General features: G+C 70.7%; 16 protein-coding genes. 2 read left to right on the plus strand and 14 right to left on the minus strand.

Annotation, left to right across the window (positions count from 1 at the left end; translation table 11 throughout):
• Positions 1-62 precede the first annotated feature (62 nt).
• The 11 genes from MRBLMI12_RS20455 to MRBLMI12_RS20505 all read right to left on the minus strand — a co-directional run bounded on the left by MRBLMI12_RS20455 (position 63) and on the right by MRBLMI12_RS20505 (position 13,769).
• Positions 63-839 (minus strand): hypothetical protein, encoded by a 777-nt coding sequence (locus MRBLMI12_RS20455; RefSeq protein WP_363358008.1) that lies wholly within the window; start codon positions 837-839, stop codon positions 63-65.
• Positions 836-1,453, minus strand: coding sequence for a hypothetical protein (locus MRBLMI12_RS20460; RefSeq protein WP_363358009.1), 618 nt, complete (start codon positions 1,451-1,453; stop codon positions 836-838). The genes MRBLMI12_RS20455 and MRBLMI12_RS20460 overlap by 4 nt, the downstream gene beginning before the upstream one ends.
• Position 1,454: 1 nt before the next feature.
• The gene (locus MRBLMI12_RS20465) at positions 1,455-2,072 is read right to left on the minus strand and encodes a hypothetical protein (protein WP_363358010.1); all 618 of its coding nucleotides are present in this window, start codon (positions 2,070-2,072) and stop codon (positions 1,455-1,457) included.
• Between the two features lie 60 nt (positions 2,073-2,132).
• Entirely contained in the window at positions 2,133-3,341 is a 1,209-nt protein-coding gene (locus MRBLMI12_RS20470; RefSeq protein ID WP_349426641.1) for a hypothetical protein, read from the minus strand.
• 4 nt (positions 3,342-3,345) lie between these two features.
• The gene (locus MRBLMI12_RS20475) at positions 3,346-3,639 is read right to left on the minus strand and encodes a hypothetical protein (RefSeq protein ID WP_349426640.1); all 294 of its coding nucleotides are present in this window, start codon (positions 3,637-3,639) and stop codon (positions 3,346-3,348) included.
• A 94-nt stretch (positions 3,640-3,733) separates the two neighbouring features.
• A complete protein-coding gene (locus MRBLMI12_RS20480; RefSeq protein ID WP_308868145.1) occupies positions 3,734-4,021 on the minus strand; it encodes a WXG100 family type VII secretion target in 288 nt (95 codons plus the stop codon).
• Between the two features lie 109 nt (positions 4,022-4,130).
• Positions 4,131-8,660 carry an FtsK/SpoIIIE domain-containing protein gene (locus tag MRBLMI12_RS20485; RefSeq protein WP_363358011.1) on the minus strand — a complete coding sequence of 1,510 codons (4,530 nt, stop codon included), beginning with the start codon at positions 8,658-8,660 and terminating at the stop codon, positions 4,131-4,133.
• Between the two features lie 21 nt (positions 8,661-8,681).
• On the minus strand, positions 8,682-10,079 hold the full coding sequence (locus MRBLMI12_RS20490; RefSeq protein WP_363358012.1) for an RDD family protein: 1,398 nt from the start codon (positions 10,077-10,079) through the stop codon (positions 8,682-8,684).
• Positions 10,080-10,214: 135 nt separating this feature from the next.
• Positions 10,215-11,819, minus strand: a complete 1,605-nt coding sequence (purH, locus tag MRBLMI12_RS20495; protein WP_363358013.1) for a bifunctional phosphoribosylaminoimidazolecarboxamide formyltransferase/IMP cyclohydrolase — start codon at positions 11,817-11,819, stop codon at positions 10,215-10,217.
• A 27-nt stretch (positions 11,820-11,846) separates the two neighbouring features.
• A complete protein-coding gene (gene purN / locus MRBLMI12_RS20500) occupies positions 11,847-12,449 on the minus strand; it encodes a phosphoribosylglycinamide formyltransferase (RefSeq protein WP_363358014.1) in 603 nt (200 codons plus the stop codon).
• 9 nt (positions 12,450-12,458) lie between these two features.
• Positions 12,459-13,769: a DUF6350 family protein gene (locus MRBLMI12_RS20505; RefSeq protein WP_363358015.1), complete on the minus strand. Its 1,311-nt coding sequence runs from the start codon at positions 13,767-13,769 to the stop codon at positions 12,459-12,461.
• Between the two features lie 125 nt (positions 13,770-13,894).
• Here MRBLMI12_RS20505 and MRBLMI12_RS20510 point away from each other — a divergent pair, with 125 nt between their 5' ends.
• Positions 13,895-15,379 carry an NCS2 family permease gene (locus MRBLMI12_RS20510; RefSeq protein WP_363358016.1) on the plus strand — a complete coding sequence of 495 codons (1,485 nt, stop codon included), beginning with the start codon at positions 13,895-13,897 and terminating at the stop codon, positions 15,377-15,379.
• Positions 15,380-15,786: 407 nt separating this feature from the next.
• On the opposite strand, the gene MRBLMI12_RS20515 is transcribed toward MRBLMI12_RS20510, so the two are convergent.
• Positions 15,787-16,530: a formylglycine-generating enzyme family protein gene (locus tag MRBLMI12_RS20515; RefSeq protein ID WP_363358017.1), complete on the minus strand. Its 744-nt coding sequence runs from the start codon at positions 16,528-16,530 to the stop codon at positions 15,787-15,789.
• Positions 16,527-16,967, minus strand: coding sequence for a nitroreductase family deazaflavin-dependent oxidoreductase (locus MRBLMI12_RS20520; protein ID WP_363358018.1), 441 nt, complete (start codon positions 16,965-16,967; stop codon positions 16,527-16,529). The genes MRBLMI12_RS20515 and MRBLMI12_RS20520 overlap by 4 nt, the downstream gene beginning before the upstream one ends.
• A 59-nt stretch (positions 16,968-17,026) precedes the next feature.
• Between MRBLMI12_RS20520 and MRBLMI12_RS20525 the strand changes: the two genes are divergently transcribed.
• On the plus strand, positions 17,027-17,263 hold the full coding sequence (locus MRBLMI12_RS20525) for a tautomerase family protein (RefSeq protein WP_363358019.1): 237 nt from the start codon (positions 17,027-17,029) through the stop codon (positions 17,261-17,263).
• Positions 17,264-17,325: 62 nt separating this feature from the next.
• On the opposite strand, the gene sucD is transcribed toward MRBLMI12_RS20525, so the two are convergent.
• A complete protein-coding gene (gene sucD / locus MRBLMI12_RS20530) occupies positions 17,326-18,228 on the minus strand; it encodes a succinate--CoA ligase subunit alpha (protein ID WP_363358020.1) in 903 nt (300 codons plus the stop codon).
• Positions 18,229-18,238: the final 10 nt, after the last annotated feature.

Genomic DNA, 18,238 nt, shown 5'->3' on the forward strand with positions numbered 1-18,238 from the left:
ATGACTCCACGGTAACCGGCATGACGCGATCAGCCCATGGGGACCATTCCCCATGCAGCGATTCAGGCCTGATCAGGGCGGTAATAGGCGGAGCCCGCCTCCGGTGCGAGCGTGAGCGCGAGCCACCCCGGTGCCGTGGCACGGGCCTCTGCTCCGACGTCGGCGGTGATCTTGCCGCGCGCGACGAGCAGGTCGATCGCGGCATCCCGCTCGGCCATGATCCCGGTCAGCGTCGACGGCGGGATCTCCTTCATGCTCTGGTCGACATTGTCGTGCGGGTTCTGCGGACCGCCCTTGATGGTCACGCCTCGCACGAGGATCGCCGCGTAGACCACCACGTCGGCCAGGATGACGACGAGCCAGACCCAGGTGCCGTCGCCCAGCAGCTCGCGCCCCGCGGTGATGGCGATGAGCGCCGTGAACAGGCCGGGCACGATGTGCATCAGCGTGGTCGTGCGGATTCCCGACTGCGCGACGGCGCGGGGATGACGGTAGCGCTGGTACTCGCTCCATGCCGTGGCGAGGAACGAGATGAGCGTGAGCACGCCGGCGAAGGCGAGAGGGAAGTCGAACGCGCTTCCGCCGACGACCCAGCGGAGCATGGCCGCCGCCCCGACGAGCGGGGCCACCAGCAGGAACATGTACGCGAGCGACTGCAGGCAGCTTCCTGCACGGACGCCGCGATGCTCCGCGCGCACCGCTTCCTTCGGGGCCAGCACGACGAGCGCGTGCTGCGCGTAGGGCGCCGTGACGAACGAGCGCAGCTCGAGCCGCCACCAGTCCACGGGACCCCACTCGTCGACCTCGTCGACGAGGCTTGTCAGGGTGCGATCGCTCACAGCGGCCAGTCCTCTCCCGCTCGCACCACTGCGGCATCGAGCGCTTCGACGCGCGTGCGGTCGGCCGACGGCAGGAAGCCCTCGAGGACCGACTCGTGCAGGATGCCGCCCGCAGAGTCCTCCACGAACGCCAGGCCGTACGGTGCGACAGGACCGAGCACGGCGCCGAGCGTGGCGTTCTGCCCGACGAAGAGCCAGCGCCGGAATCCGTAGTCGTGATCGTCATGACGCTCGAGCAGCGTCACCGAGATCCCGGCGCCCAGCTGCGCCGACTCCACCACCTCGGTGGTCGGCGGCAGCAGTGCCGAGGCCGACCACAGGAAGGCGGCCTGCTCGGGCTCGGCCAGCGGTTCGGATGCCGCGAACACGGTGAACGGCGCCAGTACGCGGCCATCCGCCCCGATCAGGAGCAGGTTCCGGCGGTCGTCGCCGGTCGCGCCGGCGATGTCGTTCAGCGCCGCGGTGATGCGCTCCGCCGTGGCGTCGTCGAATCCCGCGCGTGCGGCGAAGGCGTAGGCGGTCTCCCGCGCCCAGAGCGCGCGCTCGTCGGCGGACCGCTGGACGTGAGGAACGGGGAGGCTGCGCTCGGGATCGTGTCGAAGGTTGATCTGCATGTCAGCGCGTGCTCCACGTGAAGGTGGCGACGTGGTGGTCGAAGAGCGCGACCCACGCCAGCAGCACCGGGTCGTCCTCGGCCATGTCGGCCGCATGGGCGACGGTCGCCGTCCATTGCACGGCCTGCGTCCGCCGGGTTCCAGGGATAGGGATGAGGTAGTTGATGAGGAACGAGACCGCTGCGACGCCCTCGAGCGTGACCGGACGACGTTCGGTCCAGCGCACCATGCGATGCCCCTCGCCGATCGCGATGCCGCCCCGGTTGCGGACGGCGTCCTCGACCACGGCGTCCAGCGGGATCTCGGGGGTGGACTTGCGCCGGAGCCCCACGAGACTCGCCGCGCCGAGGGCCCAGGACGGCGCGGTCTCGCCGGCCAGCGCGAACGCGAACGCGTCCTGCGCACGGAGGCTGCGCAAGGCATCCCCCACCTGGACGGCGAGGCCCGACGCGAGATCCGGTCGACCGGCCTGCGAAAGACGCGTCCGCGCCGCGCCCAGCAGTTCCCGCTCGGTATCGGCGGTCACGTCGTATGACTGCCAGCCCAGCGGCAGCAGCATCCGATACTGCGGGACGGCAGGGGCCACCGTGCCCCTCAATTCAGCACGCAGGTCACTCACCCGACAAGTCTCCCATCCCCGGGCCCCCGTTCCGCGCCGTGCGATGCCGCACGGTGCATGTCACGAGAACGGGTTCTGGTCAGGGTCGAACGAGCCGGAGAAGGCGCCGCCGCTCGCGTCCTTGATCTGGCCGACGATCTGGAACTGCGCCACCCAGACGGTGCCGACCGTGGCGAGCGCGTCGCGCCCGGTCGAGCCCATGCGTGCCCAGTCGTCGATGTTCTTGCCCGAGAACAGCGCGGCCGAGAAGTCCGCCGCCTTGTCGGCGAAGGTCGTGCCGCGCAAGGCGTTGAGACCCGACGCCCAGTCGTCGAAGGAGGCGGCGTTCATGCCGGTCAGCCGCAGGGCGTCGTCGCCGAACGCCGTCCCCAGCGCGCGCCATCCCGATGCCGAGCCCAGGCCGCGGACGGTGCGGGCGGCGGGGCCGATGAACGGGATGACGCCGAGAACGCCGAAGGCGACATCCCACCAGCTGCCGTCGTCGAAGGCGAGTTTGCGGGTGAGGGCGACAGCGAGGGTCGCGACCGCCACGATGGCCGCGAGGGCAAGGATGATGGGGCCGCCCACCACGATGGCGAGGACGGCGAGGACGATTCCCGCAACCGCCAGGACGTTCGCCAGGAAGTCGAGCGCGCCGCGGAGGTCGTCTTTCCAGTCGTCCTCGATCTTGCCGCTGACGCCCTCGCGGATGTTCTTCGCGGCGGTGTCGAACGCGTCGAACCAGCTGTCCCAGGCGGTGTCGTACTCCCCCGCCTTCTCCACCCAGTCCGCGTGCTTGGCGCTGGCGAGGCCGCGCTTCTCGTCGGCGTTCGCCGAGGCGGTGTCGTACGCCGACTGCTCGTCCGCGTCCGCGTCGTCGTCGGGCTCGTTCGGCACCGCACCTTCGGCGGTGTCGGCGGTGCGGCTGAGGGTGTAGTACTCCTCCCACAGATCCAGCAGATCCGACACGAGCGGGTCGATGACGCCCTTCGACGTCTCGAGCTCCTTGCCGTACGTCAGGATGTGGGGGCCGACGGCGTCGTAGAGCTCGGCGGCCTCCGACAGATCGCTGCTGACCTTGCCGCACAGCTCGCGGAGCTTCTCGATGGACTGCCCCTCCATGTCGGCGCCGTCATCGACGAGCCGCGAGATGAGGTTCCATGCGCTCGACATGTCGCTCGCGAGGTCGACGATCTGCTGACCCCGCGTCTGGACGTCGCCGGCGTCGCCGCGCAGCTTCTCGATCAGGGTGCCTGCCGGCGTGTGCGACGGCATGTAAGGCGTGGTCATTCCGTCATCCGTTCTCTGACTTGCGTGCCGCGTCTTCGTCGAAGTCCTTGAAGGCGGCGATCACGCCGTCGAGGTGCTCGGCGACGCCCTTGCAGTTGTCCATGAGCCGCTTGCGACGGTCGTCCCACCGGCCCTCGAAGTCGTGGGCCGCGTCCTTCAGGTCGTCCTTGTCGTACGGCGTCTCGACAGCGTCCTCGAGATCCCGTCGCCTGCTGCCCGCGCTCTCGAACTCGTCGATGATGTGCTTGAGCTGCGTGCTCAGGTCGCCGAGATCGTCATAGCTGACCTTGACCCCCACCGTCACTCCTCAAATTGTCGTGCGCCGCCGTCACCGTCACCGTCGCCGTGCGGCGGGCAGGCGCGAAGCCCGCCGCACCGGCGATGGAGGTGGTTCAGCCGCCGGCGAGCTGCTGGTCGAGGTCCTGGATCGCGCGCATCATGCCGAGCAGCGACTCCGACATGTCGTTGATGCCGTCCACCGCACCCTTCAGACCCGTCGTCAGCTCCGTGTAACCCTCACCGAACTTGCCCGAAGCGTGCTGCGTCTTGAAGTCCTCACCCAGCAGCGTGTCCACCTGGCTCTTCAACGAGTCCAACTGGCCCTGGATGTCATCACGAGCCTGCGACAGCGACGACGCCACCTGCTCCATCTCCGCATACGAAGCACCGAAATCGGCCATCGTCAACTCCCTCACTCAGATTCACGACCCACCCCGGGCCGATGACTCCAAGCTAGCGAAACCCCGCCTGCGACCACGATGGGGACCATTCCCCATGCGGGTCCCCAGGTCATCGCTGGACCGCGGTCTGCGGCACCTCCAGCGTGGATCCCTCGACGAGCGGCATCTGCACCGTGACGGCGCGCCCCGACTGGACGAAGATGCCGCGGCCCTCCGGGAAGTCGGAGCGCTTGACCTTCGGGAACGGCACCTTGAAGATGGCGTCGCCGTCGAAGGCGTCCGGACGCAGCACGATGCCCTTGCGGCCGCCCTTGAAGTCGCCGATGAGCCCGAACCCGCTGGCGATCTGGCTGACGTCGGCATCGCCGATCAGCAGATGCTCGCTGCGGTTGACCGCCTGGAACAGCGCCTTGAGCGGGCGCTCGGCCGGCGTGTCGGCGAACTGCGGGACATCCTCGATGACGATCAGGAGTCGCGCCTCGAGCGACTCGTCGCCGACCAGGTCGGCGAGCTCGGTCGCGAGGTCCTTCGCCTCGTCGGGGGTCGTCGCGCTGCGCATCCACGGCGCGAACTCCTTGAGCTGCGATCGGCGGCCGCCGAAGTGGAACAGCCGCACGCCGGGATCGAAGCGCGTCATCGAGGTGATGAGCGCCTTCATCGCGTTCGTCTTGCCCGACAGCGGCGGTCCCGTCACCACGAAGGTGCCGATGGGATCGAAGTCGCGCGCCGCGAGGGTGTCCTCGGCGACGCCGAGCGCGGGGAAGTCGCCGATGCGATCCGGCATGGCCGTGGACTGCAGCCGTGTGGGCAGCGACCCGATCTCTTCGACCTCGCGCGCGCCCGCGGCACGGAGATCCTGCGCCCACTGGGTGAGCAGCTTGGTCTGCTCCGCCACGTTCGGCGTTCCGCCGAGCACCGCGATCTGGGTCTCGAAGCCGTCCACGATGGCCCGTCCGGGCGCCGATCGCTCGTCGAGGACGTCCTTCGGCGCGTTGAGCAGGGCGTACGCGTTCTCGTCCGAGAGCCGCAGCACGACGCGGCGGGACACGTTCGAGCTGATGGCGGTCGGGACCGATCCCGACCGGTCGGCGGTGGCGACGACGTGCACGCCGAGGGGGCGGCCTTCTCCCAGGATGCGCATGAACGCCTGGTAGAACGGCATCCGCGCGGTCGTGGACTCCCACTCCGCGCGGAACTGCGGCAGACCGTCCAGGAGCATGATGATGCGCGCCTCGTCGCGACCGGTCAGCTCGCGGTATTCGGCGATGCTCGACGCGTTGGCGGCGCTGAACCGCTTGCCCCGGTCGTCGAGGATGGCGCCCAGCGACCGCATGATGCGCTGCACGCGCTCCGCGTCGTCCCCGGGGATGATCGAGCCGACGTGCGGCAGCACCTCGAGGCTCTTGAGCGCGCCGGCGCCGAAATCGAGCCCGTACACGGCCACGTTCTCCGGGCGGCGGCCCGTCGCCGCTGCGATCGCGACGGTGCGCAGCACCGTCGACTTGCCCGATCCGCTGGTGCCGTACACGAGCAGCGACCCGTCGCGGTCGGGTTCGAAGTACACCGGCTCCTGCAGCTGGCGCTCGGGGACGTCGCGCTTGCCGAGCAGGATGAACCCGGCGCGCCCGGCCCGCAGCTGGCGGATGTCGACCGTGGTCTCGAGGTCGTCGAGCCACGGACGGCGGGGCGCGGGGATGCGCGCCACCTCGGCGGCCGCCACGAGCGTCGCCACGAGGCGCTTCTGGTCGTTGGGGCCGGGGTCGACGTCGTGCGAGTCGGACTCGCCCGAGTCGGGGAGCTCCCACCGCTGCACCGAGCCGAACCGCAGCTGCGCGACGGCGACGTCCGCCGCGGGCGCCTGGTCGCTGCTCCATCCGCCGGCATAGGCGGACTGGAACGACACGAGACGACCGGGCCCCGTCTTGGCGATCCCGCGACCGGGGATGCCGGGATCGAAGCGGGCCGCCACGGGATCGCCGACGACGTCCTTCGAGTCGGACTCGTCGGCCATGCGCAGCGCGACGCGCAGGTTGGTGTTGGCGCGCAGGTTGTCCTTGATCACCCCGGCGGGGCGCTGGGTGGCCATGATCAGGTGGATGCCGAGCGATCGGCCTCGCTGGGCGATGTCGACGACGCCGTCGACGAACTCCGGCACCTCCCCCGCGAGCGCGGCGAACTCGTCGATGACGAGCACCAGCGCGGGTGGCGTGTCGGGATCGCGCCGCTTCTCCAGCTCGAGGAGGTCCTTGGCCTTCTTGCGGTTGAACAGGTGCTCGCGGTGGTGCAGCTCGGCGCGCAGGCTCGTCAGCGCGCGGCGGACGAGGTGCGGGCTCAGGTCGGTCACGAGGCCGACGCAGTGCGGCAGATCGACGCAGTCGGCGAATGCCGAGCCGCCCTTGTAGTCGACGAACAGGAACGTGACGCGGTCGGGGCTGTGGGCCGCCGCCATACCGAGCACCCATGCCTGCAGGAACTCGGACTTGCCGGCTCCGGTGGTGCCGCCCACCAGGGCGTGCGGGCCCTGGGTCCGCAGGTCGAGCGCCATCGCGTCCGTGGCGCCCTGGCCGACGATCGCGCGCAGCGTGCCCGCCTTCTTCAGTCGCGGGAGGACCGCGCCCGAGCGATCCAGGATGGTGTTGTTCTCGCGCCAGCGCTCGATCGCGAAGGAAGGCTCCGAGGCCATCTCCGATCCCACCAGGGAGAGGAACATCACGGAGTTCGGGATGTCGGACGAGTCCTCGATCACCGTGCTGGAGTCCACCACCGGCGCGAGCCGCTTCGCGAGGACCGTCATCAGCTCGTTCGAGACGCCCTCCACCGCCGTCTCGGGATAGTCGACACCGCTGCGGACCGTCCCCGCGCGCGCACGCTCGAGCCCGTTCGTGACGTCGAGGAAGCTTCGGCACACCGCGGGCAGCGCGTCGACCATGGGGGCGACGAACAGTCCGTACACGCCGACGTCGGCGCCGCGCTCGAGCACCTGGGTCAGCCGGGCCCGGTCGACGGGCGCGTCGGCGGTGACGATGACGACGACCGCCGTCTGGCCGGGGAACGTGGCCTCTTCGGCAGCGCGGCGCACGTCGGTGCCGTAGCGCATCGGATCCCAGTCGTCGGCGAGGGGCAGTCGTGGCGACGATGCGGCCTTCGACCGCTGCATCACCAGTTCCTCCAGGCCCGACAGCAGCGCCGCGCCGGTCGACGCCGAGTCCGACAGGGGCATGTCGCGGAACGGGCTGCGCTCGCTGGAGGTGTGGGGCAGCCACTTCAGCCACTCGAGCTGCGTCGCCCAGCGGGGCTCGGTCAGTGCGATGGCGACCAGCTCGTTGGGAGAGTGCAGGCCGAACAGCTGCACGCACAGACCGCGCAGCGCATCGGCGGCCTCGCGGTCGCCGCCGGCGACGCCGATCACACCCACGCTCTGCAGCGACTCCAGCACCGGCACGCCGTCGATGGTGCGGTAGCGGTCCCGCAGCCGGTCGACGCGATCGACGAACTCCTGCAGTGCCTCCGGCGTCTCGGACCGCTTCACCGTCGTGCGCGACGGGGCCTCGGTGATGCCCAGCCGCACCGAGAGGAAGTTCCAGTGCTCTGGACGCCGCGTCCACAGCATCGGGCCGAGCCGCATCGCCTCTTCGAACACCACCGCCACCGGCGGCGCCTCCGCATTGCGGATCTCGCGCTCGCGCGGGCGCTCGCGGTAGAGCGTCTCTTCCAGCTCCTCGAAGGTGCGCTCGAAGATCTCGGTCTCTTTGCGGGCGCGCTGGCCCACCTGGGTGCGCTGGGAGATGAAGTTGCCGAGCAGCATCAGCGGCGACATGATGACGACGAGGAGCGACCGGGGGTTGCCGTTCATCGCGAACAGCGCCATGCCGAGGATGAGCGGTGCGACGAGCATCGGCCACGGGAACAGCCGCGTGACCGGATCCTTCGGCATCCGCGGCTCCGGGAGCTCTTCGCCGATGTAGCGAGGCTCGACGCGCGGGCTGCGGTTGAACAGCAGCGATCCGCCGCGCTCGAGCACCGGGTCCTGCTCGACGGGCGCGAAGTCCTGGACCATGCGGACGACCACGTCGGTGTCACCGAGCGAGAACCGCTGCCCCGGGATGACGCGGAGGCGCTGGACCAGACCGCCGTCGACCACGATGCCGTTGGCCGAGTTCAGGTCGACGAGCTCCACCGAACCGCCGACCTCGATGCGCGCATGCACCTTGGAGATCAGCGGATCGTCGAGCACGATGTCGTTGCCGGCGGCGCGCCCGATGGTGAAGTGGCCGCGCGGCAGCGGGAACTCGCGTCCGACGAGCGGGCCGCCGACGACCGAGAGGATCGCGGCCGGTGGACCGCCGACCGCCCGCGACGCGACGTAGTCCTCTCCGAGGTTCACGATCGATGCGATGAAGCCCGAGCCGACGGCGGCGTCGCTGATCAGCATGTCGGGCGCGAGCATGGTGAAGGTCGACGAGGTGGGCGGTGCCACCTTGAGCGTCAGCACATCGCGCGGAGAGGCGGACGTCTCGCGAGCGGGGTCGGTGTCGACGATGTGCCGGGCCACGTCCTGCACGGTCGCCGTCGTGTCGGAGGTGACGACGATGTCGATCTGCTGCGCGTCTCGCCGCTGGAGTGTGAGTCTGAGTCTCATGCGTTGTCCTCGGGGTCTGCGTCAGCCGATGCGGATGAGGGCTCGCCGGTCGCCCAGCAGGAGGGTGTCGCCGCTGCGGACCGTGACCCCCTGACCGGGCGGGAGGGAGTGCTCCGCGCCCTCGCGGATGAGCGCGCTGCCGTTCGTCGATGCACGGTCGACGGCGATGATGGCGCCGCCCGTGCGCAGCAGCGCGAGATGGGTCTTGGAGATCGACTTCGTCGGATCCTCGATCGGGACGAGGGTGAGCCCGTTGTCGCCCGGCGCGGGCGAGGGATCGCGTCCGATCAGGATGCCGGCGCCGGGGAGGGCGATGCGCGCGCCGGTGTCGAACTCGAGCACGACGGCCGGGGACGACGACGCATCTGTCACCGGCGGCGCGGCGACGGCGGGCGTGCCGGGGCGTGCCGGCGCGGCAGGACGCGCGGCAGCGGGCCGCGGCGGTCCGGCGGGCGGCGCCGCGTCCGGCAGCAGCCGCGGCGGTGTCCAGGGGATGCCGGGGCCGGCTGCCGCTGCCGCCGTCGACGAGGCGACGGCGGGATGGACCGGCTCGCGGGTCCCTGGCGCCGGGGCTCCCGCCGCAGGGGCACCAGGATCCACGGCCGCTGCACTCGGTGCGACGGGCGCGGCATCCGTTCCGCCCGGCGCGGCGCCCGCGGTGTACGCCTCCCCGCGGGGCGCGCCGACGACTCCCCCGCTGCTGCGGGTGACGGGGATGTAGGCGCCGGAGCTGGGGGCCACCGCCGAGGTCGCGAGCGACGGCAGCTCGCTGCGCTCGTCGGCGAGATCCGTCGCCGCCGTCTTGCGGGCGATCCGCATGCGCTTCGCGTCGTAGGGGTTGAGGCCGTTCCGCGCGTCCACGAACCAGGTGGCGCCCGCCATGTCGGCCCATCCGCGCCCTCGACGCTCCGGGTCGAAGAGCGGGGAGCAGGCGATCACGAGGACGGGTCCGACGAGGGGGACGAGGAAGCTGGCTCCGAGCACCAGGTACCGCACGACCGCGCCACGCCAGAATCCGGGCCGCTCCAGCGTGCGCACGTTGACCGAGCGGATGCCGGTCGCGGCCTTGCCCACCGTGGTGCCCTTGCGGCCGTGGAGGATCAGCTGCAGGACGACGAACGCGGTCGTCAAGGCCGATGACGCGGCCGCGCACGCGATCACGAGGCCGAGGTTGCCGGCGTCCGTGAGCGCTGCGGCCGGGTCGGCGGACGCGGCGGCGTTGAGGAGCACCGGAAGCGAGACGAGCAGCAGCGGCAGCTGGAGCACCACGAGGATGCCCAGCTCGATCGATGTCGCCAGCACGCGCCGCCCGAAGGGCGCCATGCGCAGCCCGAGGGACGCGGCGTACTCCGGCCTCGGCCGACCGCGTCCATCGAGGCCCTCGACGGCGTGTGTCGAGTCGTCGATCTCCCAAATCACCGGATCCTCCTGGCGAACGCTCCGCATCGACCCTATCCGGCGGACGGCGCTGCTCCCGCCCGGAGCGGGGACATGGGGAAATGGACCCATGCCCACACGGGCGGCGGCGACGACCCGGCCCGAGCGACGGTCGTCTCAGTGGAAGAAGTGGCGCTCTCCCGTGAAGAACATGGTGACGTTCGCCGCCTGGGCGGCGGCGATCACCTCGTCGTCGCGCACCGAGCCGCCGGGCTGGATGATCGCCGAGATGCCGGCGTCGAGCAGGATCTGCGGTCCGTCGGCGAACGGGAAGAACGCGTCGGATGCCGCGACCGAGCCCGCGGCGCGGTCGCCGGCGCGCTCGACGGCGAGTCGGCAGGAGTCGACGCGGTTGACCTGGCCCATGCCGATGCCCACCGTCGCGGAGCCCTTGGCGAGCACGATCGCGTTGGACTTCACGGCCCGGCAGGCCTTCCACGCGAAGATGAGGTTCGTCATGTCCTCGTCGGCCGGGCGCTCTCCCGACACGAGCTGCCAGTCCTTCGCGACCGACTCGATGTCGTCGGGGAACCGGTCGGCGTCCTGCAGCAGCAGCCCGCCCGAGACGAGGCGCACGTCCATGCGCTCCTGCTGCCAGTCCTGCGGCAGCTGCAGCAGTCGCAGGTTCTTCTTCGCCTTGAAGACCTCGAGCGCCTCGGGCTCGAACGAGGGCGCCACGATGACCTCGGTGAAGATGTCCTTGAGGTTCTCGGCCATCTTGAGCGTCACCGTGCCGTTGGCGGCGATCACGCCGCCGTAGGCCGAGACGGGGTCGCACTCGTGGGCGCGCAGGTGCGCGCTTGCGATCGGGTCGAGTGCGTTGGGCGCCGCGACGGCGATGCCGCAGGGGTTCGCGTGCTTGATGATCGCGACCGCCGGTTTGACCATGTCGAACGCGGCCCGGAGCGCCGCATCCGCGTCGACGTAGTTGTTGTACGACATCTCCTTGCCCTGCAGCTGGGTCGCCTGGGCGATGCCGTGGCCGCCGTTGCGCGTGTAGATCGCCGCGCGCTGGTGCGAGTTCTCGCCGTAGCGGAGCGTCGCGAGGCGCTCGGCCTTGATCGTGAGGTGCGCGGGCAGGTCCTCCTCGGTGAGCGTCCCCTCCGAGAACCAGGTGGCGACCGCGCGGTCGTACTCGGCGGTGTGGGCGAACGCGCGGGCGGCGAGCTCTCGACGCTGCGCGAGGCTCGTGCCCCCGGCACGGACCGCCTCGATGACGGCCGGGTAAGACGATGGCGAGACGACGATCGCGACGTTGGCGTAGTTCTTCGCCGACGCACGCACCATGGCGGGGCCGCCGATGTCGATCTGCTCGACGACGTCGTCGCCCTGGGCGCCCGAGCGCACGGTCTCGACGAACGGGTAGAGGTTCACCACGACCAGCTCGAACGGCGCGATGTCGAGCTCGTCGAGCTGGCGCTCGTGGTCCTCGAGGCGCAGGTCGGCGAGGAGGCCGGCGTGCACGCTCGGGTGCAGCGTCTTGACGCGGCCGTCGAGCGACTCGGGGAACCCGGTGACGCTCGACACGTCGGTCACGGTGTGACCGGCCTCACGCAGCAGGGTGGCGGAGCCGCCCGTCGAAACGATCTCGACGCCCGCCGCGGCGAGCGCCTCGCCCAGGGCGAGCAGATCGGTCTTGTCGCTCACCGACACGAGCGCCCGGCGGACCGGGACGACGTCGCGGGTGCGATACAGGGCGGGGTCGTGGCTCGGTCCGGCCATGGCGGATCTCCTCGGTGGGGATAGGGGTCAGAGCTGGGCGCTCGCGGACACCGCCGCGAGGTCGAGGTCGCCGGTGGCGACGCGGCGCACCACGTCGATCAGCAGGCGGCGTTCGACGGGCTTGATGCGCTCGTGCAGGGCGTGCTCGTCGTCGCCGGGGAGCACGGGAACCCGCTCCTGCGCGAGGATCGGCCCCGAGTCGACCCCGTTGTCGACGATGATCACGCTCGCCCCCGTCTGCGCGACGTCCGCGGCGAGCGCATCGCGCACGCCGTGCGCACCGGGGAACTCCGGCAGGTACGCCGGGTGGGTGTTGATGATGCGCGGCGACCACGCGTCGACGAGATCGGCGGGGAGGAGCCGCATGAGACCGCTCAGCACGACGAGGTCGGGCCGCCAGACAGCGAGCTGGGCACCGAGCTCGGCGCCCCACTCCTCACGGCTGGCGAACTGCGCGAAGGGGACCATGAAGGTCGGGATGCCGTACTCCTCGGCGTGCGCGAACCCTTCGGCTTCGCGATCGGCGCCGACCACGACCACGCGAGCGGGGAACTCGGGCTCGGCCGCCGCGTCGAGCAGAGCGCGCAGGTTCGACCCTGTGCCCGAGATGAGGACGGCGACCGTGAGCACCCGATCAGCTTACTCGGAACCGTTCCTGTCGCCGGGCGGCGTCGACCGGGGCAGGTCGATGGGCTCGGTCGTCGCCTCCGGCGTGGAGACGGCGCCCGACTCGCGGCGGGGCGAGAGGAGCAGGATCGCCGCACCCAGCAGCACCTCGAGCCCGACTGCGAGGGCGACGGGACCGGGTTCGGGGCCGAGCTGCGCGAGCCGTCCGGGTCCGAGCGAACCCGAGGCGACGAAGGCGAGGAGCGCGGCCGCGCCTCCGGAGACGATCGCGATGCCTGCGGTGACCACCAGGCGGGCGCCGATCGGATCCTCGGCCGCGACAGCCACCGGTTCCTCGCCCACGTGGAGGAGCCTCGAGCGGGCGATCCACCCGGCGAGCGCGCCGACCGCGATCGGCAGGAGCGCGAGCAGCAGCAGCCATGACGTGGTGGATTCCGGCACGGCGCCGAGCACGGGCAGTCCCGGGACGACGCCGACCTGCGTGCCCGCAGGAGACACGGCGGTGCCCTCGCCCACCGTGAACCCGGGTCCGGCGACGAAGCTGAGACCCCACACGGCGAGCGTCGGGACGTAGGCGAGCTGCGCGATGGTGAGCACCGCCGCGCCGAGCGCGTCGACGTCGCCGGCCTGGAAGAGCGCCACGATCTGCCCGGCACGCGCGAACAGCGCCACAGCGGCGACCGCGGCGCCCACGCCGACGAGACCCACCACGACCACGGCGGAGCCCCGCGCGACCAACGCCGGCACGTCGCCCCATCCGTGGGGCAGCTCTTGCGCGCGATCGCGCAGCCGCGCGACCGCGCCGGAACCCGCCTCCGACCACTCGGTGACGATCGCCGCGACGAGCGCAGGGAGCGCGAACACGAGCGTCGGGATGAGGATCGCCTGCCACGTCTCGACCTGCGCGACGTCGTTCGCGCCGGTGAGCGCGGCGCCCGTCGCCAGCGCGGCGAACACGACCGTCGAGGTCAGGACACCGGAGAGCCACGCGTCCGCATGCGAGGCGCGCGCCCCCGAGCGGGCGGCGAAGATCGCCGTGAACGAGGCGAACGCCAGCGGCGCGAGGGACAGGACGAAGGATGCCGCGTCCGTGTCGATGCCCGTGGCCGCCAGGTACTCGGGCGGCAGGGCGATGTGCAGGGGCACGAGGTTGCCGAACTGCCATACCGAGACGGCGGACGGCCACAGCACTCCCCAGTCCGCGCCGCCGCCGAACCCGAAGACCCAGAGGAGGGTGAGCGGAGCGAGGGTCGCGGCAAGGCCGACGGAGACCGCGATGGCGGCGTCGACGGTGGCAAGGAGGGCGACGATGAGGCGATGCATGCGCCATCGACCCTACTTCGAGGGGCGCGGGCGTCCCGGGCGCGTCCGCGCCGTGGTGCGGCATCCGTCCAGCGAATCCTCAGGTTCACGGGCGAACGACTACCCTTTCAGGTCGGAGGTCCACCATGAGCACAGCCCCATCCGCGGCATCGAACACCCCCGCAGCACCCGACGACGTCGAGACTGCCGAGCCGAAGAACGGCTTCGACAGGTTCTTCGAGATCACCCGTCGCGGCTCGACGATCGGCACCGAGGTGCGCGGCGGCGTGGTGACCTTCGTGACGATGGCGTACATCGTCATCCTGAACCCGATCATCCTGTCCAGTGGCACGGATGTCTCGGGCGACACCCTCGGATTCACCCAGGTCGCTGCCGCCACCGCCCTCACCGCGGGTGTGATGACCGTGCTGTTCGGCCTGGTGACCCGCCTGCCGTTCGCGTTCGCGGCGGGCCTGGGCATCAACTCGTTCCTCGCCGTGTCCGTCGTGGGGCAGGTCACCTGGCCGGAGGCGATGGGCCTCGTCGTCATCAACGGCCTGATCATCGTGCTGCTGGCCGCCACGGGCCTCAGGCGCATGATCTTCGACGCCGTCCCGATCCAGCTGAAGCTCGCCATCACGGTCGGCATCGGCCTCTTCATCGCGTTCATCGGCTTCGTCGACGCCGGCTTCGTCACCTCGACCGGGGCCTCCTCTCCCCCGGTCGGCCTCGGCGTGAACGGCTCCGTCGCGACCGTCCCGACGCTGATCTTCGTCTTCACCCTGCTGCTCACCGGCATCCTGGTCGCCCGCAAGGTCAAGGGCGGCATCCTCATCGGCCTGGTCACCGGCACCGTGGTCGCGCTGATCGTCGAGGCGATCTGGAACATCGGCCCGAAGTTCGACGGCGACGAGGTCAACCCCGGCGGCTGGGGCCTCTCGGTGCCCGAGCTGCCGTCGTCGCTGGTCAGCGTGCCCGACCTGTCGCTGGTCGGCCAGGTCTCGTTCGGCTCGTTCGAGCGCATCGGCGTGCTCGCCGCGCTGATGCTCGTCTTCACGCTCGTGTTCACGAACTTCTTCGACGCGATGGGCACCATGACGGGCCTGTCGAAAGAGGCCGGCCTCGCGAACGAGAAGGGCGACTTCCCCCGCATCAAGTCGGCGCTCATCGTCGAGGGCGTCGGCGCGGTCGCGGGTGGATTCACGTCGAGCTCGTCGAACACGGTGTTCATCGAGTCCGGCGCGGGCATCGGCGAAGGCGCCCGCACAGGGTTCGCGAACGTCGTGACGGGCGCCCTGTTCCTCATCGCGATGTTCTTCACGCCGCTCGTCTCGATCGTCCCGACCGAGGTCGCCGCCTCCGCGCTGGTGATCGTCGGCGCGCTGATGATGTCGCAGATCCGCTTCATCGACTTCTCGGACTTCTCGATCCTGCTGCCGGTGTTCCTCGCGATCACCGTGATGCCGCTGACCTACTCGATCGCCAACGGCATCGGCGCGGGCTTCATCGCCTGGGTGGTGGTGCGCTCGCTGTCGGGCAAGGCGCGCGAGATCAGCCCGCTGCTGTGGATCGTCGCTGCCGGCTTCGTCCTCTACTTCGCCCGCGGACCGCTCGAGGCCGTGCTGGGCTGAGTTCCGCGGCTGCAGCCGTACGGCACGGGCGGGATTGGATGCCTCGGCACGAGGCATCCGCTCCGCCTGCCGTTTGATGCGACGCCGAGGTCGCGGCGGGTGCTCTCGCCAGCCGAGGCGTGCCGAAAAGGCCGATGAACTTCCGGTTCACAGAGCCTCGATGAACTTCCCGTTCACACACCCCCGCACCACCGGCCCACTGAACTTCCAGTTCACACGCCCTCGTCAGGAGCCATTGAACTTCCAGTTCACACGCCCTCGTCAGGAGCCATTGAGCTTCCGGTGAACACGCCCTCGTCAGGAGACGTGTGAACCGGAAGTTCAATGGGGTTTTCGAGACCATGTGCGCGGGAGGCGGCGCCCACAGGCCGACACCTGTAGCCGACACGGCACGGTGCACCCCTCGCTCAGCGCAGCGGGGTCCAGCCGGGCGGGAGCGGGCCATCCAGGGCCGCGCGCTCCGCGTAAACGGCCGCCGACCAGCCTTGCGCGGCATCCGTGGCATCGAAGCCTCCACGGGCCACGCGCAACCCGACGTCGTCGTGATGCGTGCGCGGCGCGCCGCCGCGCCGGGTCGAGGCGCGCACGCTCCACGCGTCGTCGGCGAACCCGCCACCGCGGAACACGCGGTAGTCGGCATACCGGGCGGGATCGAGCAGATCCCAGCACCACTCCCAGACGTTGCCGAGCGTGTCGAACAGGCCGTTGAGATTCGGCAGCTTGCCGCCGACGTTCTGCGGGGCTGTCACGCCGTCGGCGCTCGTCCACGCGATCTCCGCCAGCGGCCCGTACTGCGGGCCGGTCGAACCGGCGCGGCACGCGTGCTCCCACTCGGCCTCGGTCGGCAGGCGGAACCCGTCGGCGTCCACATGCCAGGTGACGTCCTCGCCGTCGAACGTGTAGGCCGGGTCCAGCCCTTCCCACTCCGACGCCGCGTTGCAGAACCGGATCGCGCGCAGCCAGCTCACGTCGGTCGCGGGGCGTCGCGGATGCCCGCCCGGCTCGCCCAGCAGCTCGGTGAGCTGCTCCTGCGTGACCGCGTAGACGCCGATCTCGAACGGCTCCAGGTCGACGCTCCAGCGCGCCTTCCGGCGGGCGTCGTGGAGGGTCACCGTGCCGCCCGCGATGCGGGCGAGCTCGATGTCGGTCACCCGTCGTGGGGCTCGAGGACGAAGATCGCGATCTGGCGGTCGGTGCGCGTCTGGTAGTTGTCGTAGTCGGGCCAGACGGCCGTCGCCCGCGCCCACCATTCGGCCCGCTCGTCACCCGACAGCTCGCGCGCCGTGTAGTCGCGGCGGACGTCGCCGTCCTGCAGCTCGACGTGGGGCCGGCGCCGCATGTTCTCGGCCCACCTGGGCTCATCGGGCGCGCCGCCCTTCGACGCGACCACCGCGTAGCGGCCGTCGTGCTCGACGCGCATCAGCGCGGTCTTGCGCAGGGCCCCGCTCTTCGCACCGACCGTGGTCAGCACGATGATGGGCACACCCCGCAGCGTGTTCGCCTTCTCGCCGTTCGACGCCTCGTAGGCCTCGGCCTGCTTGCGGGCCCAGTCGGACGTGGACGGCTTGTACTCTCCGGTCAGCGGCATACGCACCAGCGTAAAGCCGCGGCGATGAGCTTCGGGTCGTACGGCCCTATCGTCGAGGTATGCCGAACATGAGAGTCGAACTCCTTCCCGGGCGCACCGTCGAGCAGCGCCGCCGCTTCGCCGAACTGGTGACCGACGCCGCTGTCGAGGCGCTCGGCGCCCGCCGGCAGGACGTGCGCATCATGTTCGAGGAGGTCGCCGCCGACTTCGTCGCGAACGGCGGCGTGCTCGCCAGCGAGGACGCCGACCGCGCCGGCCAGGTGTCGCGTTTCGGCGGCGCCTCCGCCGCCGACTGACGGAGACCACGAGAAACGGATGCCGCGACCGAGGTCGCGGCATCCGTTCTGGTGTGTGAAGGTCAGAGACCCTGAATGATCTCGCGCATCAGCGCGGCCGTCTCGGACGGCGTCTTGCCGACCTTGACGCCGGCGGCCTCGAGGGCCTCCTTCTTCGCCTGGGCCGTGCCCGCCGAGCCCGACACGATGGCGCCGGCGTGGCCCATGGTCTTGCCCTCGGGCGCGGTGAAGCCGGCGACGTAGCCGACGACCGGCTTGGTCACGTTGGCCTTGATGAAGTCGGCCGCCCGCTCTTCGGCGTCGCCGCCGATCTCGCCGATCATGACGATCGCCTTGGTCTCGGGGTCGGCCTCGAACGCGGCGAGCGCGTCGATGTGCGTGGTGCCGATGATCGGGTCGCCGCCGATGCCGATGGCCGTCGAGAAGCCGATCTCGCGCAGCTCGTACATCATCTGGTAGGTCAGGGTGCCCGACTTCGACACGAGGCCGATCGGCCCCTTGCCGGTGATATTGGCGGGCGTGATGCCGACCAGCGACTCGCCCGGCGTGATGATGCCCGGGCAGTTCGGGCCGATGATGCGGGTCTTGTCGCCCTTCGACTGCGCGTAGGCCCACGCCTCGGCGGTGTCGCCGACGGGCACGCCCTCGGTGATCACGACGAGGAGGGGGATCTCGGCGTCGATGGCCTCGACCATGGCGCTCTTGGTGAAGGCCGGCGGCACGAACGCGATGGAGACGTCGGCGCCGGTGGCGGCGATGGCCTCCCCGACCGAAGCGAACACGGGCAGTTCGACGGGGTTGCCGTCGGCGTCGGTGTGCAGGACCGTGGTGCCGGCCTTGCGGGCGTTCACGCCGCCGACGACCTGGGTGCCGGCCTTGAGCATGAGTGCGGTGTGCTTGGTGCCCTCGCCGCCGGTGATGCCCTGGACGATGACCTTGGAGTCCTTGTCAAGGAAGATCGACATGTTTCTGGTT

The organism is Microbacterium sp. LMI12-1-1.1 (genome assembly GCF_040676455.1).
Classification (GTDB): Bacteria; Actinomycetota; Actinomycetes; order Actinomycetales; family Microbacteriaceae; genus Microbacterium.

Bases quoted from the DNA above. Each gene is read 5' to 3' on its own strand.
- MRBLMI12_RS20460 (WP_363358009.1), bottom strand. From the start codon at position 1,453: ATGCAGATCAACCTTCGACACGATCCCGAGCGCAGCCTCCCCGTTCCT.
- MRBLMI12_RS20470 (WP_349426641.1), bottom strand. From the start codon at position 3,341: ATGACCACGCCTTACATGCCGTCGCACACGCCGGCAGGCACCCTGATC.
- MRBLMI12_RS20480 (WP_308868145.1), bottom strand. From the start codon at position 4,021: ATGGCCGATTTCGGTGCTTCGTATGCGGAGATGGAGCAGGTGGCGTCG.
- MRBLMI12_RS20485 (WP_363358011.1), bottom strand. From the start codon at position 8,660: ATGAGACTCAGACTCACACTCCAGCGGCGAGACGCGCAGCAGATCGAC.
- purH (WP_363358013.1), bottom strand. From the start codon at position 11,819: ATGGCCGGACCGAGCCACGACCCCGCCCTGTATCGCACCCGCGACGTC.
- MRBLMI12_RS20505 (WP_363358015.1), bottom strand. From the start codon at position 13,769: ATGCATCGCCTCATCGTCGCCCTCCTTGCCACCGTCGACGCCGCCATC.
- MRBLMI12_RS20510 (WP_363358016.1), top strand. From the start codon at position 13,895: ATGAGCACAGCCCCATCCGCGGCATCGAACACCCCCGCAGCACCCGAC.
- MRBLMI12_RS20520 (WP_363358018.1), bottom strand. From the start codon at position 16,967: ATGCCGCTGACCGGAGAGTACAAGCCGTCCACGTCCGACTGGGCCCGC.
- MRBLMI12_RS20525 (WP_363358019.1), top strand. From the start codon at position 17,027: ATGCCGAACATGAGAGTCGAACTCCTTCCCGGGCGCACCGTCGAGCAG.
- sucD (WP_363358020.1), bottom strand. From the start codon at position 18,228: ATGTCGATCTTCCTTGACAAGGACTCCAAGGTCATCGTCCAGGGCATC.